Source organism: Streptomyces sp. NPDC006372 (assembly GCF_040612515.1).
Lineage (GTDB): Bacteria > Actinomycetota > Actinomycetes > Streptomycetales > Streptomycetaceae > Streptomyces.
Map to the genome: position 1 here is coordinate 163,742 of NZ_JBEXQJ010000011.1, position 14,254 is coordinate 177,995.

The following is a 14,254-nucleotide window of genomic DNA, read 5'->3' on the forward strand; positions in this document are numbered from 1 at the left end:
TGCGCCGTGGCGCGACAACCACTATACCCAACCTCTCTCCCGTGCGAGCCGCACCGCCGCATGCCGGTTCTCCGCCCCGAGCTTCGACACCGCCGACGACAGGTAGTTCCGCACGGTCCCCTGCGACAGCGCGGCCCGCTCCGCGATCTCCGCCACGGGCGCGCCGTCGGCGGCCAGTTCCAGCACCTCGGCCTCCCGCACGGTAAGTGGCGAGTCCCCGGCGGCGATCGCGTCGGCGGCCAACTCCGGGTCGACGTACCGGTTCCCCGCGTGCACCGTGCGGATGATCTCCGCGAGCCGCTGGGCGCTCACGGTCTTCGGCACGAATCCCCGCACCCCGGCCTCCAGTGCCCGCTTCAGATGCCCGGGCAGCCCGTGACTGGTGACGATGAGCACCTTGCAGGCGGGCAGTTCGGTGCGCAGGGATGTGGCGACCTTCACACCGTCGGCGCCGGGCATCTGGAGATCCAGTACCGCGACGTCGGGCTTGTGCGCCCGGGCCATCGCCATGGCCTCCGGCCCGGTGGCCGCCTCGGCGACGATCATGAGGTCGTCCTCCAGCGCCAGCAGCGCGGCGAGCGCCCCACGGATGAGGTGCTCGTCGTCGGCGAGCAGCAGGCGTACGGGCTCCACGGCCGTCATGGCGTGACCTCACTCACGGAGCGCACAGCGGCAGCGGACGGGACGAGGCCGGAAGCGGCAGGCACCGACGGCAGCGGAATCTCCGCCGTCAGCCGGAAGATCCCCTTCCCCGCAGGTCCGGCCTCCAACGTCCCGTCGATCTCCGCCAGCCGCTCCCGTAGGCCGGCGAGTCCCGAGCCGGATGATCCGGTCACCGCGGCCTCGGCCTCCGGGAGCGCCCCGTCGTTCTCCACGGACAACACCACTCGCTCCTCCGACACCCGCAGCCGTATCCCGCACCGCCGCGGGTCCCCGTGCCGCAGCACATTCGTGGCCGCCTCCCGGACGACCCATCCCAGGGCGGACTGCACCCCGGCCGGCAGCCCCGCCGGGGGCCGTCCGGTCACCGTGCAGTCGATGCCGGCCGCGGTCAGTACGCCCTGCGCCCCGGCCAGTTCCGCCCCGAGGTCGACCTCGCGATAGCCGCGGACGACCTCCCGCACCTCTCGCTGCGACTCGTGCGCGAGCCGCTGCACCTCGACCATCTGCGCCACGGCCTCCGGCCGCCCCCGCTGGGCGAGCTGCACCGCCAGTTCGCTCTTGAGCGCGATCACGGCGAGGTTGCGTCCCATGACGTCGTGCAGATCCCGCCCGAACCTGAGCCGCTCCTCGGCGACGGCGAGCCGGGCCCGGGTCTCACGGGCCTCGTCGAGTTCGTAGACGATGTTCAGCAGCCACACGGAGACGACGGCCGTGAAGGCGAGGAGACCACCGCCGAGCAGCACCATGGCGGACGCGAAGAGCGATTCGCCCATCGGGGCACCCCGGGTGAACGCCACGACGAATGAACCTGCGGCGAAGCCTGAGGGGATCGCGAACACGCGCCGCCGCCCGCGTACGCCGAGCACGATGATGCCGGTCCCGACGATGACGACGAGCCCGAACGCCCCGCCGGCGGCGGCGTCCACGCTCTCGTGGTCCGGTCCGCGGTCCGCGATGCCGACCGCGGCGACACCGACCGCGGCGGTGACGGCGGCGAGTGTCCACAGCAGCCGGACGGGCTGCGGCCGCCTGCCTCGCGTCCAGTCCAGCGCCCGCGACACGGTGACGCAGCAGACCCCGACATGCACGGCCACCGTCAGCAGCAGCGCCACCCCCGGCCATGCCCCCAGCGGGACAGCCATGAGCCCCACTGTCACGAACTCCGTCACCGCGAAGAAGTGGAACGACCACCGGGTGTACGTCTCGACCTTCTCCGGCTTGCTCTGCCGCCGCCACCACCTGCCCGGCCCACGCATCAGCCGTCACTCCCCCCTGCGGTCTCAGCGCCGCTGTGGTCTCAGCGCCGGGGTTCCCAGCGGAACCTCCGCCGTACAGCAAACACGGCGATGAGGATCCAGGCCACCGCGGTGGCGACGGCGCCCAGTGCCTCGTAGGCGGACAGGTCGCCGGTCCAGCCGCCGCGCACCAGGCTGACGACCGGCGTCAGCGGCAGCAGTTCGCAGACGGAGGCCACCTTGTCCGGCAGCAGCTCCAGCGGGACGAACATGCCGGAGCCCATCATCGAGACGAGCATCAGGGGCATGGGTGTGGCCTGGGCGCTCTCGCCGGTCCGGGTGAAGGCCGCGGTGGCCGCGGCGAGGGCGGCGCACAACACGAGCCCCAACAGCACGCCGAGGACGACCAGATGGGGCGCCGACGGCGCGGACAGGTCCAGCAGCGCGGTGCAGGCCGCCGTCAGCAGCAGGCACTGCCCGAGCCCGGTGAGGACGGCGGGCAGCGCGGAGCCGGCCAGGATCTCGCCGTCCCGCAGTTCACCGGTGCGCAGCCGCTTGAGGACGAGTTCCTCGCGCCGGACGACGTAGCTGCCGACGAGCACCGAGTAGACGGCGAAGAGCAGGGAGAAGCCGATCGCGGCGGGCAGCACCAGGGTGCCGGTGTCCAGCCCGGCTTCGGCGAGGTCCATGTCCTTGGCCGCCGCCCGCACGCTGACCGGCATCACCAGCGGCACGAACACGGCGGCGACCAGCGCGCCCTTGGTCCGTCCCAGGAGGGTCAGTTCGGCGCGGGCCAGAGCCGTCATCCGGCTCAGCGGAGTGGTCGCCGCCGACGTCGGGCGGGCCGTCGTGTGGGTGGCGCTCATGCCGCGTACTCCTTTGCGTTCGTGCCGGTGGTCCGCCCGGCGGAGACCTCCTGGGCGATCCCCAGGAACGCCTCTTCCAGGGAGGCCGACCGCATGTCCAGGCGCCGCAGTTCGACCCGGGCCTGTGCGGCCCACATCAGCAGCCCGGTGGCCGTCCGCTGCAGTTCACGGGTGCGCAGCCGGACGATCCGGCCGTCGGTGTCGTGCGCGCCCACGCCCAGCTCGTCGAGCGGCGGAAGGTCGCCGACGAAGTAGCCCTCGGGCAGCTCGAAGGAGATCCGCGACGGTTGTGCGGCGGTCACCTCGGACGGTGTGCCGGTGGTGGCGATCCGGCCCTCGTGCATGATCGCCAGCCGGTCGGCGAGGTATTCCGCCTCCTCCAGGTAGTGGGTGGTCAGCAGCACCGTCGTTCCGCCGTCGCGCAGCGCGCTGACCAGCTCCCAGGTGTCCCGGCGGCCTTCGGCGTCCAGTCCGGTGGTCGGCTCGTCCAGGAAGAGCACCTCGGGGTCGCCGAGCAGTGCGAGCGCCAGGTCCAGGCGGCGCTTCTGGCCGCCGGACAGCTGCTTCACCCGTACACGGGCCTTCGACTCCAGGCCGACCAGTGTCAGCACCTCCGCCGGAGGCCGGGCCCCGCTCACACAGCCCGCCCACATCCGTGCGGTCTCCGCGACGGTCAGCTCGGACGGAAAGCCCCCTTCCTGGAGCATCACGCCGGTGCGGGGTCGTACGAGGGCCCGCTCGGTGTACGGGTCGTGCCCGAGGACCCGCACCCGGCCGTCCGCCGGTGCCGCGAGTCCCTCCAGCAGCTCGACGGTCGACGTCTTTCCCGCGCCGTTGGTGCCCAGCAGGGCGAAGATCTCCCCGCGTCGTACGGAAAAGTCGATTCCGCGTACCGCCTCGAACCCGCCCCCGTAGACACGTCGCAGGTCAGTGACCTCAATCACGTGTTCGTGTTCGTTCGTCTCCATGCCTTCAGCGTCCCGGCCCGCCGGGCCCGGTTGCAGTGCGCGCTGTCATCACTCGGCATGACAAATGTCAGACGGACGCTTGCCGTATACGACGCTCGCCACATACGAAAAGACCCCGGTCCATCAGGACCGGGGTCTCATTCCCGAGCGGACGACGAGGTTCGAACTCGCGACCTCAACCTTGGCAAGGTTGCGCTCTACCAACTGAGCTACGTCCGCACTTTTGCCCCCGACCAGCTTTCACTGGCCGGTGCGAGCACCAGCCTACCTGATCCACAAGAGTGGTCGGTACGGCGGTGCAGAGCGGGTGACAGGAATCGCACACTGCGCCTTCCCCCTGGAAGGGGGATGTTCTACTACTGAACTACACCCGCATGTTTCCGTGAGCTGGGCCTTTCGGCCTCGCCCCTCGGCGTGCTCCAGACTCTAACTGATCAGCAGGGGTGCTGCGCAAGTCGGTTGCCGCGAGGGGCGGGTGGCCGGCCGTGGGCCCGGGCTCACGGCGCCGTCACTGCGCGGCGGTGAACGCCTCGTAGACCTTCTTCGGGATGCGCCCGCGCGCGGGGACCTCCATCTTGTTGGCCTGGGCCCAAGCCCGTACGGCCGACGGGTCGGGGGCGACCTCCGTCTGCCGGTACGCCCGGCCCGAGCGGGACCGCTTGCGGCCGGCCTCCACGTAGGGCGCGAGCGCCTTCCGCAGTTCTCCGGCGTTGACTTCGCTCAGGTCGATCTCGTACGACTTGCCGTCCAGTCCGAAGGCGATCGTTTCCGTCGCTTCCGAGCCGTCGATGTCGTCAAAGAGAGTGACCACGACCTTCTGCGCCACGAATATCGGTCCCTTCATGCGGCACTTTGCCAAATAGTTTGTACAGTGCCCGGCAATACATTGTGAAGCCCGACTAAATACTTCCGCGTGTCCGAACGCAATAGGTTTCGGGTGTCGGGGCGGAATCTTTCCCGGAAATTCTCGTACGCGCCCCTGTCGATGCCGGATCGTGATGACGGTCACGTAGATTCCTACAAGTCGACGCGCGTAGAAATTTTGTGCGGGTAGTCTGAAGGGACCTGCTCAGCACCACACACCGGGAGTGCCAGTGGCACGCGTCGTAGTCGACGTCATGCTCAAGCCGGAGATCCTCGACCCCCAGGGCCAGGCGGTCCAGCGCGCACTGCCGCGGCTGGGTTTCGACGGGATCTCGGACGTCCGCCAGGGAAAGCGTTTCGAACTGGAAGTTGACGGGCCGGTCGACGAGGCCGCCCTCGCCCGCATTCACGATCTTGCGGAGTCCTTCCTCGCGAACACCGTGATCGAGGACTTCACCGTCCGGGTCGAGGAAGTCGCGGAGGCCGCGAAGTGACCGCTCGTATCGGCGTCGTCACTTTCCCCGGCAGTCTGGACGACCGCGACACGCAGCGCGCGATCCGGGTCGCGGGCGCCGAGCCGGTCGCCCTGTGGCACAAGGACAAGGACCTCAAGCAGGTCGACGCGGTGGTGCTGTGCGGTGGTTTCTCCTACGGCGACTATCTGCGCGCCGGGGCCATCGCCCGTTTCTCGCCGGTGATGGAGCCCCTGCTGGAGCAGGCGAAGGCCGGCCTGCCGGTGCTCGGCATCTGCAACGGCTTCCAGATCCTCACCGAGGCGCACCTGCTGCCGGGCACGATGCTGCGCAACGACCACCTGCACTTCATCTGCCGCGACCAGAAACTGCGCGTGGAGAACGCCGAGACCTCCTGGACCACCGACTACACGGCCGGCCAGGAGATCCACATCCCGCTGAAGAACAACGACGGGCAGTACGTCGCCGACGCGTACACCCTCGACCAGCTGGAGGCCGAGGGCCGCGTCGCCTTCCGCTACCTGGACTTCAACCCCAACGGCTCGCAGCGGGACATCGCCGGCGTCACCAACGAGGCCGGCAACGTGGTCGGCCTCATGCCGCACCCCGAGCACGCCGTCGAGCCGCTGATCGGCACCGGCCGCACCGACGGTCTCCCGTTCTTCACCTCGATCCTCAAGAAGCTGGTCAACGCATGAGCCGGACGCCTCTGGACACGGTCGAGCACGCGGCCGCGACCCCCGACGTCGAGCTGCCCTGGGCCGAACTGGGCCTGAAGAAGGACGAGTACGAGCGGGTCGTGGAGATCCTCGGCCGCCGCCCCACCGGGGCGGAGCTCGCCATGTACTCCGTGATGTGGTCGGAGCACTGCTCGTACAAGAGCAGCAAGGTCCACCTGCGCCAGTTCGGCGAGAAGGCCCCCCAGTCCGACGCGATGCTCGTCGGCATCGGCGAGAACGCCGGTGTCGTCGACGTCGGCCAGGGCTACGCGGTCACCTTCAAGGTCGAGTCGCACAACCACCCGTCGTACGTCGAGCCCTACCAGGGCGCGGCCACCGGTGTCGGCGGCATCGTCCGCGACATCATCGCGATGGGCGCCCGCCCGGTCGCGGTCGTCGACCCGCTGCGGTTCGGCGCGGCCGACCACCCCGACACCAAGCGTGTGCTGCCGGGTGTCGTCGCGGGCATCGGCGGCTACGGCAACTGCCTGGGTCTGCCCAACATCGGCGGCGAGGTCGTCTTCGACGCCTGCTACCAGGGCAACCCGCTGGTCAACGCCGGTGCCATCGGCGTCATGCGGCACGAGGACATCCACCTCGCGAAGGCGTCCGGCGCCGGCAACAAGGTCATCCTGTACGGGGCCCGGACCGGCGGCGACGGCATCGGCGGCGCCTCGATCCTGGCGAGCGAGACCTTCGACGACGCCAAGCCGTCGAAGCGCCCTGCCGTGCAGGTCGGCGACCCCTTCCAGGAGAAGCTCCTCATCGAGTGCACCCTGGAGGCCTTCGCCGAGAAGCTGGTCGTCGGCATCCAGGACCTCGGCGCGGCGGGCCTGTCCTGCGCGACGAGCGAGCTGGCGTCCAACGGCTCCGGCGGCATGCGCGTCACCCTGGACGACGTACCCCTGCGCGACTCCACGCTCTCGCCCGAGGAGATCCTCATGAGCGAGTCGCAGGAGCGCATGTGCGCGGTCGTCGAGCCGGAGAAGGTCGACCGCTTCCTGGAGATCTGCGAGAAGTGGGACGTCATCGCCACGGTGATCGGTGAGGTCACCGACGGCGACCGCCTGGAGATCTACTGGCACGGCGGCAAGATCGTCGACGTCGACCCGCGCACGGTCGCGCACGAGGGCCCGGTCTACGAGCGCCCGTACGCCCGCCCGTCCTGGCAGGACACCCTCCAGGCCGACGACGCGAACAAGCTGCCCCGCCCGGCGACGTCCGAGGAGCTGAAGGACCAGGTCCTGAAGCTGGTCGGCTCCCCGAACCAGGCTTCCAAGTCCTGGATCACGAGCCAGTACGACCACTTCGTGCAGGGCAACACCGTCCTCGCCCAGCCCGAGGACTCCGGGATGATCCGGATCGACGAGGAGACCGGCCTCGGGGTGGCCATCGCGACGGACGGCAACGGCCGGTACGCGAAGCTGGACCCGTACCACGGCGCCCAGCTGGCCCTGGCGGAGGCGTACCGCAACGTCGCCACCACCGGCGCCAAGCCGCTCGCCGTCTCGGACTGCCTGAACTTCGGCTCGCCCGAGGACCCCGCGGTGATGTGGCAGTTCGCGGAGGCCATCCGCGGCCTCGCCGACGCCTGCCAGCAGCTCGGCACCCCGGTGACCGGCGGCAACGTCTCCCTCTACAACCAGACGGGCGAGGTGGCCATCCACCCGACCCCGGTGGTCGCGGTCCTGGGCGTCATCGACGACGTGGCCCGCCGCACCCCGGTCGCCTTCCAGGAGGAGGGCCAGCTGCTCTACCTCCTCGGCGACACCCGCGAGGAGTTCGGCGGCTCGGCCTGGTCGCAGGTCGTCCACGACCACCTGGGCGGACTGCCGCCGCAGGTTGACCTGGAGCGTGAGCGGCTGCTCGCCGAGATCCTGATCTCCGCCTCCCGCGACGGCATGATCGACTCCGCGCACGACCTGTCCGACGGCGGTCTGATCCAGGCCGTGGTCGAGTCGGCGCTGCTGGGCGGCAAGGGCGCCCGCCTGATCGTCCCGGACGGTCTGGACGCCTTCACCTTCCTGTTCTCCGAGTCGGCGGGCCGCGCGGTCGTGGCCGTTCCGCGTTCGGAGGAGGTCCGCTTCAACGACATGTGCGGGGCGCGGGGCCTTCCGGTCACCCGTATCGGTGTCGTGGACGGCGACTCCGTGGACGTCCAGGGCGAGTTCGCGCTCTCCCTGGCCGAGCTGCGCGAGGCCCACGAGGCAACGATCCCGGCGCTGCTGGCGTAACAACCGAGGCAGTCCGACGACAGGCCCCGCACGGTGACGTGCGGGGCCTGTCGGTGCGGGGCGTCCCCGCGGGGACCTTCGAGACGCCGTCCGAGGCCCCCGCCCTAGGCTGACCCCCATGCCACCGGCCAAGAAGCGCACCCGTAGCTACGACCCCGTCAAGATCCGCGCGGCCGTGCTCGCCCAGTTCGGGAACGTACGGGCCGCCGTGGCCACGCTGACGCCCGATCAGCTCGCCCTGCCCACCCGACTGGGCGACTGGGCGGTCCGGGACCTGGTGGCGCACGTCGGGATGAGCCTCCGGGCGGTCTCCCGCCTGGTCGGGCTGCCGGAGCCGGCCAAGCAGGACGGCACGCTGCTCGACTGGCCCTCCGCGATCGCCGCCGAGGCACCGGACATCGCCGCGTACGCCCGCGACCTGGCAGTACGCCACCCGGACCCGGCCGCCTACCTCGCCGCCACCGAGGAACGCTTCACCGCCGACCTCGCCGCGCACCCCGGCACCAGGCTGCTCCCCACCAGCGCCGGCGCGCTCCCCCTCGCCGACTACCTCGTCACCCGCACCGTCGAGCTCGTCGTCCACACCGACGACCTCAACTCCGCCGTCCCCGGCCTGGACATCCCCTACGAGCGTCAGGCCCTGGCCGCCTGCACCCGGCTGCTCGCCGACGCGCTGGCCGCGAAGGCGCCCGGCGGCTCCACGGAGGTACGGGTGCCGCCGTACGCGGTGGTGCAGTGCGTGGCGGGGCCGAGGCACACCCGCGGCACCCCGCCCAACGTCGTCGAGACGGACCCGCTCACCTGGATCCGGCTGGCGACCGGGCGGCTGACCTGGACGCAGGCGCTCCAGGACGCCAAGGTCAGCGCGAGCGGCGAGCGCGCGGACCTGTCCGCCTACCTGCCCCTGATGACCTAAGGGGAACCGATCGCCCCGGGTGCCCCGTCGAAGTGGCATGGACAGGCAGAAGCAGCGCATCACCCTGACGGCCGCCGCCATGCTCGTCCCGCTCCTGGCGGCCTGTGGCAACGAGAAGGCGGACAGCGGCAGCGCCTCGGTCGGTGCCGGGAAGCCGGTGACCGGCGTGCGATGGAACGTGGACAGCGTCACGGCCGACGGCAGGACCCAGCAGGCCCCGACCGGCGCCCACATGACCATCGACAAGGGCCGGGCGGAGGGCAGCTTCGGCTGCAACAACTTCGGCGCCGAGGCCACCGTCGACGGCGACCGCATCCGGCTCAGCAAGACCAGGGCCACGGAGATGGCCTGCGAGAACAAGCCCATGGAGTTCGAGAAGACCCTCGCGCGCACGCTCTCCGACCAGGAGTTCGAGGCCCGGGTGGCCGGCGACCGCCTCACCCTCACCACCGGGCGCGGCGACACCGTCCGCCTGACCAAGGCCGGGGACACCCCGCTGAGCGGCACCAGGTGGACCGTCACGACCCCGCGCACCGACGGCCGCGCCCACCTCACCTTCGAGGAGAAGAAGGGCACCGTCTCCGGCAGCCTCGGCTGCAACAAGGTGAACGCCGAGGCCACCGTGCGCGACGGCGATATCACCCTGGGCCCCCCGGCCACGACCCGAATGATGTGCGAAGACTCACTCATGGCCGACGAGAAGGTCCTGCTGCGTCTTTTCGACGGGAAGCTGAAGTACGAAGTCGATCACCGCACCCTCACGCTGACCAGCCAAAACGGCACGAGCGTGCAAGCCGTCGCCGAGCGGTGAGCCACGAAAAGTCCGGAATCCCCAATTCGGACCAGTGGTCGACCTCGCCTACACTCGGTGGCGTGCCACGTGGTGACGGACGACTCAACCACGACCTGCTCCCCGGTGAGAAGGGCCCCCAGGACGCTTGTGGCGTCTTCGGTGTCTGGGCTCCGGGCGAAGAGGTCGCCAAGCTCACGTACTTCGGGCTCTACGCCCTCCAGCATCGAGGCCAGGAATCCGCGGGAATCGCGGTCAGCAACGGCTCACAGATCCTCGTCTTCAAGGACATGGGCCTGGTCTCCCAGGTCTTCGACGAGACCTCCCTCGGTTCGCTCCAGGGTCACATCGCGGTCGGTCACGCCCGCTACTCGACCACCGGTGCGTCCGTCTGGGAGAACGCCCAGCCGACGTTCCGTGCCACCGGGCACGGCTCCATCGCGCTCGGCCACAACGGCAACCTCGTCAACACCGCCCAGCTCGCCGAGATGGTCGCCGACCTGCCCAAGCAGGAGGGCGGCCGGACGCCGCGTGTGGCGGCCACCAACGACACCGACCTGCTCACCGCGCTCCTCGCGGCCCAGGTCGACGAGGACGGCAAGCCGCTGACCATCGAGGAGGCCGCGCACAGCATCCTCCCGCAGGTCAAGGGCGCCTTCTCGCTCGTCTTCATGGACGAGCACACCCTGTACGCGGCCCGCGACCCGCAGGGCATCCGCCCGCTGGTCCTCGGCCGGCTGGAGCGCGGCTGGGTCGTCGCCTCCGAGTCCGCCGCCCTCGACATCTGCGGCGCCAGCTTCGTCCGCGAGATCGAGCCAGGCGAGTTCGTCGCCATCGACGAGAACGGCCTGCGCAGCTCCCGGTTCGCGGACGCGAAGCCCAAGGGCTGTGTCTTCGAGTACGTGTACCTGGCCCGCCCCGACACCGACATCGCCGGCCGGAACGTCTACCTCTCCCGTGTGGAGATGGGCCGCAAGCTGGCGAAGGAGGCTCCGGTCGAGGCCGACCTGGTCATAGCGACCCCGGAGTCCGGCACCCCCGCCGCCATCGGCTACGCGGAGGCCTCCGGCATCCCCTTCGGCAACGGCCTGGTGAAGAACGCCTACGTGGGCCGTACGTTCATCCAGCCCTCGCAGACCATCCGCCAGCTGGGCATCCGCCTGAAGCTGAACCCGCTGAAGGAAGTCATCAAGGGCAAGCGCCTGGTCGTCGTCGACGACTCGATCGTGCGCGGCAACACCCAGCGGGCCCTGGTCCGCATGCTCCGCGAGGCGGGCGCCGCCGAGGTCCACATCCGGATCTCCTCGCCGCCCGTGAAGTGGCCCTGCTTCTTCGGCATCGACTTCGCCACCCGCGCCGAGCTCATCGCCAACGGCATGACCGTCGACGAGATCGGCACCTCGATGGGCGCCGACTCCCTGGCGTACATCTCCATCGACGGCATGATCGAGGCGACCACCATCGCCAAGCCGAACCTCTGCCGCGCCTGCTTCGACGGCGAGTACCCGATGGACCTCCCGGACCCCGAGCTGCTCGGCAAGCAGCTCCTGGAGACCGAGCTGGCCGCCGGCCCGGCCGCCACGGCCGCAGCCGACGCGATCCGCCGCCCGTAGTCAGCCCGTATCACCTGCCGTACGACACGAAAGCTCTCACAGCCATGTCTGAGAACCCCAGTGCCGAGGGCGGCGCCAGCTACGCAGCCGCGGGCGTCGACATCGAAGCCGGCGACCGCGCCGTCGAGCTGATGAAGGAGTGGGTCAAGAAGGCCCAGCGCCCCGAGGTCCTCGGTGGCCTCGGCGGCTTCGCCGGACTCTTCGACGCCTCCGCCCTGAAGAACTACGAGCGGCCCCTGCTCGCCTCCGCGACGGACGGCGTCGGCACCAAGGTCGACATCGCCCGGCAGATGGGCGTCTACGACTCCATCGGCCACGACCTGGTCGCCATGGTCATGGACGACATCGTGGTGTGCGGTGCCGAGCCGCTGTTCATGACCGACTACATCTGCGTCGGCAAGGTCCACCCCGAGCGTGTCGCCGCCATCGTCAAGGGCATCGCGGAAGGCTGTGTGCTGGCCGGCTGCGCCCTGGTCGGCGGTGAGACGGCCGAGCACCCGGGCCTGCTGGGCGAGGACGACTTCGACGTCGCCGGCGCCGGTACGGGCGTCGTGGAGGCCGATCGGCTGCTCGGCGCGGATCGTATCCGGACGGGTGACGCGGTGATCGCCATGGCGTCCTCCGGTCTTCACTCGAACGGGTACTCCCTCGTCCGGCACGTCCTGCTGAACCAGGCCGGTCTCGCCCTGGACACCCACATCGACGAGCTCGGCCGCAGCCTCGGCGAGGAGCTCCTGGAGCCGACCAAGATCTACTCGCTGGACTGCCTGGCTCTGATGCGCACCACCGAGGTGCACGCCTTCAGCCATGTCACCGGCGGCGGACTCGCGGCCAACCTGGCCCGGGTCGTCCCCGACGAGCTGCACGCGATCGTCGACCGCTCCACCTGGACCCCGGGGCCGATCTTCGACCTCGTCGGCCGGACGGGGAACGTCGAGCGCCTGGAGCTGGAGAAGACCCTGAACATGGGCGTCGGCATGATCGCGATCGTGCCGCAGGAGTCCGTGGACGTGGCCCTGGCGACCCTGGCCGACCGTGGCGTGGACGCCTGGGTGGCCGGAGAGATCACGGACCGGGGCGAGCACACCACCGGTGCCGCCCTGATCGGTGACTACGCGAGCTGAGGCACGGGGGTAACCCTGCGGGCAGCACAGAACCCGGTCGGTGACCTTCAGTCACCGACCGGGTGAGTGCTCAGTGCAGGGTCAAGCGCCGCGACGGTGTTGCGAGGACTGGCCGTCCTCGTCCTCGTCGTCGTCCTCATAGAGGTCGGCGTACCGTGCGTACAGGTCCTCGTCCTGATCATCGTCTTCGAACGGCTCGCCGTTAGGCGGCTGCGGATTCGAAGGCGATGCACCCAGCTCCTCAGCCAGGCGTGAGAGGTCAGTCCCACCGCTGTTGTACTTCAGCTGGCGGGCGACCTTCGTCTGCTTGGCCTTGGCCCGGCCGCGCCCCATGGCTCGACCCCCTCAACGACGGGGCTCGACGGCCCCAGAGTCTTGACACGCGTTCATGGTCCGGCACGGACTCTCCGCAGAGAGACCGGTCCGTAGGGCTTCCACGGTACCTGAGCCCGCGCCCATACGGTACGTCGCCCGCATGACGTGCCCGTGCTCAGGGCCTTCGAGGCGCCCCGTCCTCGCTGGTCAACCGCGATTTTAACCACTTATCGGCGGTCGACCCGCCGGTAGAAGTGAGAGTTCTCTCTAACTGCCCACCGACGGGTACCGGCCAAACGTGCGAGACTCCGCGGATCGCCCCGGTTCAGCCCGCCCGGCGTGCCTTCGCCGCGTCGTGCATCCGCTGCTCGGCGATCCGGTCGGCCGCGGCGGCCGGCGGAATGCCGTCCTCCTTCGCACGTGCGAATATGGCCAGCGTGGTGTCGAAGATCTTCGCCGCCTTCGCCTTGCACCGCTCGAAGTCGAAGCCGTGCAGCTCGTCGGCCACCTGGATGACACCGCCGGCGTTCACCACGTAGTCCGGCGCGTAGAGGATCCCGCGGTCGGCGAGGTCCTTCTCGACGCCCGGGTGGGCGAGCTGGTTGTTGGCGGCGCCGCAGACCACCTTCGCGGTCAGCGCGGGCACCGTGTCGTCGTTCAGGGCCCCGCCGAGCGCGCACGGGGCGTAGATGTCGAGGCCCTCGGCGCGGATCAGGGTGGCGGTGTCGGCGACGGCCGTCACGCCCGTCGGGTGCGCCGCGAGGATCCGGCCCACGGCCTCCTCGCGCACGTCCGTGATGACGACCTCGGCGCCCTCGGCCCGCAGGTGCTCCACCAGGTGGTGGCCGACCTTGCCGACACCGGCGATGCCGACCCGCTTCGCCCGCAGCGACGGGTCGCCCCACAGGTGCTGGGCGGAGGCACGCATGCCCTGGTAGACGCCGTAGGCGGTGAGGACGGAGGAGTCACCGGCGCCGCCGTTCTCCGGGGAGCGCCCGGTGGTCCAGCGGCACTCACGGGCGACGACGTCCATGTCGGCGACGTACGTGCCCACGTCGCAGGCGGTGACGTACCGGCCGCCGAGCGAGGCCACGAACCGGCCGTAGGCGAGGAGCAGCTCCTCGCTCTTGATCGTGTCCGGGTCGCCGATGATCACGGCCTTGCCGCCGCCGTGGTCGAGACCGGCCATGGCGTTCTTGTACGACATGCCGCGGGCGAGGTTCAGCGCGTCGGCGACGGCCTCGGCCTCGTTCGCGTACGGGTAGAAGCGCGTACCGCCGAGCGCGGGGCCGAGGGCGGTGGAGTGGAGGGCGATGACGGCCTTGAGGCCGCTCGCGCGGTCCTGGCAGAGCACGACTTGCTCATGTCCTCCCTGGTCCGAGTGGAACAGGGTGTGCAGTACATCAGCAGGTGCGCCGGTTACGTCGGTCACTGTGGTGACTCCTGAGTAAGTTGCGGCGGGTGGAGACCGGCT

At 70.2% G+C, this 14,254-nt stretch carries 14 protein-coding genes and 2 tRNA genes; 7 read left to right on the forward strand and 9 right to left on the reverse strand.

The genetic code is table 11. From position 1 onward, the window contains the following. Nucleotides 1-21: 21 nt before the first annotated feature. The 7 genes from ABZ016_RS19480 to ABZ016_RS19510 all read right to left on the reverse strand — a co-directional run bounded on the left by ABZ016_RS19480 (nucleotide 22) and on the right by ABZ016_RS19510 (nucleotide 4,558). Nucleotides 22-642 (reverse strand): response regulator transcription factor, encoded by a 621-nt coding sequence (locus ABZ016_RS19480; RefSeq protein WP_356917857.1) that lies wholly within the window; start codon nucleotides 640-642, stop codon nucleotides 22-24. Next, on the reverse strand, nucleotides 639-1,919 hold the full coding sequence (locus ABZ016_RS19485) for a sensor histidine kinase (protein ID WP_356917858.1): 1,281 nt from the start codon (nucleotides 1,917-1,919) through the stop codon (nucleotides 639-641). Before ABZ016_RS19485 ends, ABZ016_RS19480 begins: the two co-directional genes overlap by 4 nt. Nucleotides 1,920-1,960: 41 nt before the next feature. Beyond that, nucleotides 1,961-2,764, reverse strand: a complete 804-nt coding sequence (locus ABZ016_RS19490; protein WP_356917859.1) for an ABC transporter permease — start codon at nucleotides 2,762-2,764, stop codon at nucleotides 1,961-1,963. Further along, nucleotides 2,761-3,732, reverse strand: a complete 972-nt coding sequence (locus tag ABZ016_RS19495; protein WP_356917860.1) for an ABC transporter ATP-binding protein — start codon at nucleotides 3,730-3,732, stop codon at nucleotides 2,761-2,763. Before ABZ016_RS19495 ends, ABZ016_RS19490 begins: the two co-directional genes overlap by 4 nt. Before the next feature lie 146 nt (nucleotides 3,733-3,878). Next, nucleotides 3,879-3,951, reverse strand: a tRNA-Gly gene (locus ABZ016_RS19500). Nucleotides 3,952-4,034: 83 nt separating this feature from the next. Beyond that, a tRNA-Gly gene (locus ABZ016_RS19505) sits at nucleotides 4,035-4,106 on the reverse strand. Nucleotides 4,107-4,240: 134 nt separating this feature from the next. Further along, entirely contained in the window at nucleotides 4,241-4,558 is a 318-nt protein-coding gene (locus ABZ016_RS19510) for an Lsr2 family protein (RefSeq protein WP_356917887.1), read from the reverse strand. A 268-nt stretch (nucleotides 4,559-4,826) separates the two neighbouring features. Here ABZ016_RS19510 and purS point away from each other — a divergent pair, with 268 nt between their 5' ends. From purS to purM, 7 genes are all read left to right on the forward strand, one after another. Continuing rightward, complete coding sequence (gene purS, locus ABZ016_RS19515) at nucleotides 4,827-5,090, forward strand: phosphoribosylformylglycinamidine synthase subunit PurS (protein ID WP_003991326.1); 264 nt, start codon at nucleotides 4,827-4,829, stop codon at nucleotides 5,088-5,090. Continuing rightward, complete coding sequence (gene purQ, locus ABZ016_RS19520) at nucleotides 5,087-5,767, forward strand: phosphoribosylformylglycinamidine synthase subunit PurQ (RefSeq protein ID WP_356917861.1); 681 nt, start codon at nucleotides 5,087-5,089, stop codon at nucleotides 5,765-5,767. Before purS ends, purQ begins: the two co-directional genes overlap by 4 nt. Beyond that, nucleotides 5,764-8,022, forward strand: coding sequence for a phosphoribosylformylglycinamidine synthase subunit PurL (purL, locus tag ABZ016_RS19525; RefSeq protein ID WP_356917862.1), 2,259 nt, complete (start codon nucleotides 5,764-5,766; stop codon nucleotides 8,020-8,022). The genes purQ and purL overlap by 4 nt, the downstream gene beginning before the upstream one ends. 118 nt (nucleotides 8,023-8,140) lie before the next feature. After that, complete coding sequence (locus ABZ016_RS19530; protein ID WP_356917863.1) at nucleotides 8,141-8,938, forward strand: sterol carrier family protein; 798 nt, start codon at nucleotides 8,141-8,143, stop codon at nucleotides 8,936-8,938. Nucleotides 8,939-8,975: 37 nt separating this feature from the next. Then, entirely contained in the window at nucleotides 8,976-9,749 is a 774-nt protein-coding gene (locus ABZ016_RS19535; protein ID WP_356917864.1) for an META domain-containing protein, read from the forward strand. Between the two features lie 62 nt (nucleotides 9,750-9,811). Next, entirely contained in the window at nucleotides 9,812-11,341 is a 1,530-nt protein-coding gene (gene purF, locus ABZ016_RS19540; protein ID WP_356917865.1) for an amidophosphoribosyltransferase, read from the forward strand. Between the two features lie 44 nt (nucleotides 11,342-11,385). Continuing rightward, nucleotides 11,386-12,465, forward strand: a complete 1,080-nt coding sequence (purM, locus tag ABZ016_RS19545) for a phosphoribosylformylglycinamidine cyclo-ligase (protein WP_356917866.1) — start codon at nucleotides 11,386-11,388, stop codon at nucleotides 12,463-12,465. 81 nt (nucleotides 12,466-12,546) lie between these two features. Here purM and ABZ016_RS19550 read toward each other — a convergent pair whose 3' ends face one another. Together ABZ016_RS19550 and ABZ016_RS19555 are read right to left on the reverse strand one after the other, a co-directional pair. After that, nucleotides 12,547-12,798: a DUF3073 domain-containing protein gene (locus tag ABZ016_RS19550; protein ID WP_345661650.1), complete on the reverse strand. Its 252-nt coding sequence runs from the start codon at nucleotides 12,796-12,798 to the stop codon at nucleotides 12,547-12,549. 307 nt (nucleotides 12,799-13,105) lie between these two features. Next, nucleotides 13,106-14,212 (reverse strand): Glu/Leu/Phe/Val dehydrogenase dimerization domain-containing protein, encoded by a 1,107-nt coding sequence (locus ABZ016_RS19555; RefSeq protein WP_356917867.1) that lies wholly within the window; start codon nucleotides 14,210-14,212, stop codon nucleotides 13,106-13,108. Nucleotides 14,213-14,254 lie beyond the last annotated feature (42 nt).

What these genes read in the sequence shown, in the direction of transcription:
- ABZ016_RS19495 (WP_356917860.1), bottom strand. Translation starts at nt 3,732, where the DNA reads ATGGAGACGAACGAACACGAACACGTGATTGAGGTCACTGACCTGCGA.
- ABZ016_RS19480 (WP_356917857.1), bottom strand. Translation starts at nt 642, where the DNA reads ATGACGGCCGTGGAGCCCGTACGCCTGCTGCTCGCCGACGACGAGCAC.
- ABZ016_RS19485 (WP_356917858.1), bottom strand. Translation starts at nt 1,919, where the DNA reads ATGCGTGGGCCGGGCAGGTGGTGGCGGCGGCAGAGCAAGCCGGAGAAG.
- purM (WP_356917866.1), top strand. Translation starts at nt 11,386, where the DNA reads ATGTCTGAGAACCCCAGTGCCGAGGGCGGCGCCAGCTACGCAGCCGCG.
- ABZ016_RS19550 (WP_345661650.1), bottom strand. Translation starts at nt 12,798, where the DNA reads ATGGGGCGCGGCCGGGCCAAGGCCAAGCAGACGAAGGTCGCCCGCCAG.
- purL (WP_356917862.1), top strand. Translation starts at nt 5,764, where the DNA reads ATGAGCCGGACGCCTCTGGACACGGTCGAGCACGCGGCCGCGACCCCC.
- ABZ016_RS19530 (WP_356917863.1), top strand. Translation starts at nt 8,141, where the DNA reads ATGCCACCGGCCAAGAAGCGCACCCGTAGCTACGACCCCGTCAAGATC.
- ABZ016_RS19535 (WP_356917864.1), top strand. Translation starts at nt 8,976, where the DNA reads ATGGACAGGCAGAAGCAGCGCATCACCCTGACGGCCGCCGCCATGCTC.
- ABZ016_RS19490 (WP_356917859.1), bottom strand. Translation starts at nt 2,764, where the DNA reads ATGAGCGCCACCCACACGACGGCCCGCCCGACGTCGGCGGCGACCACT.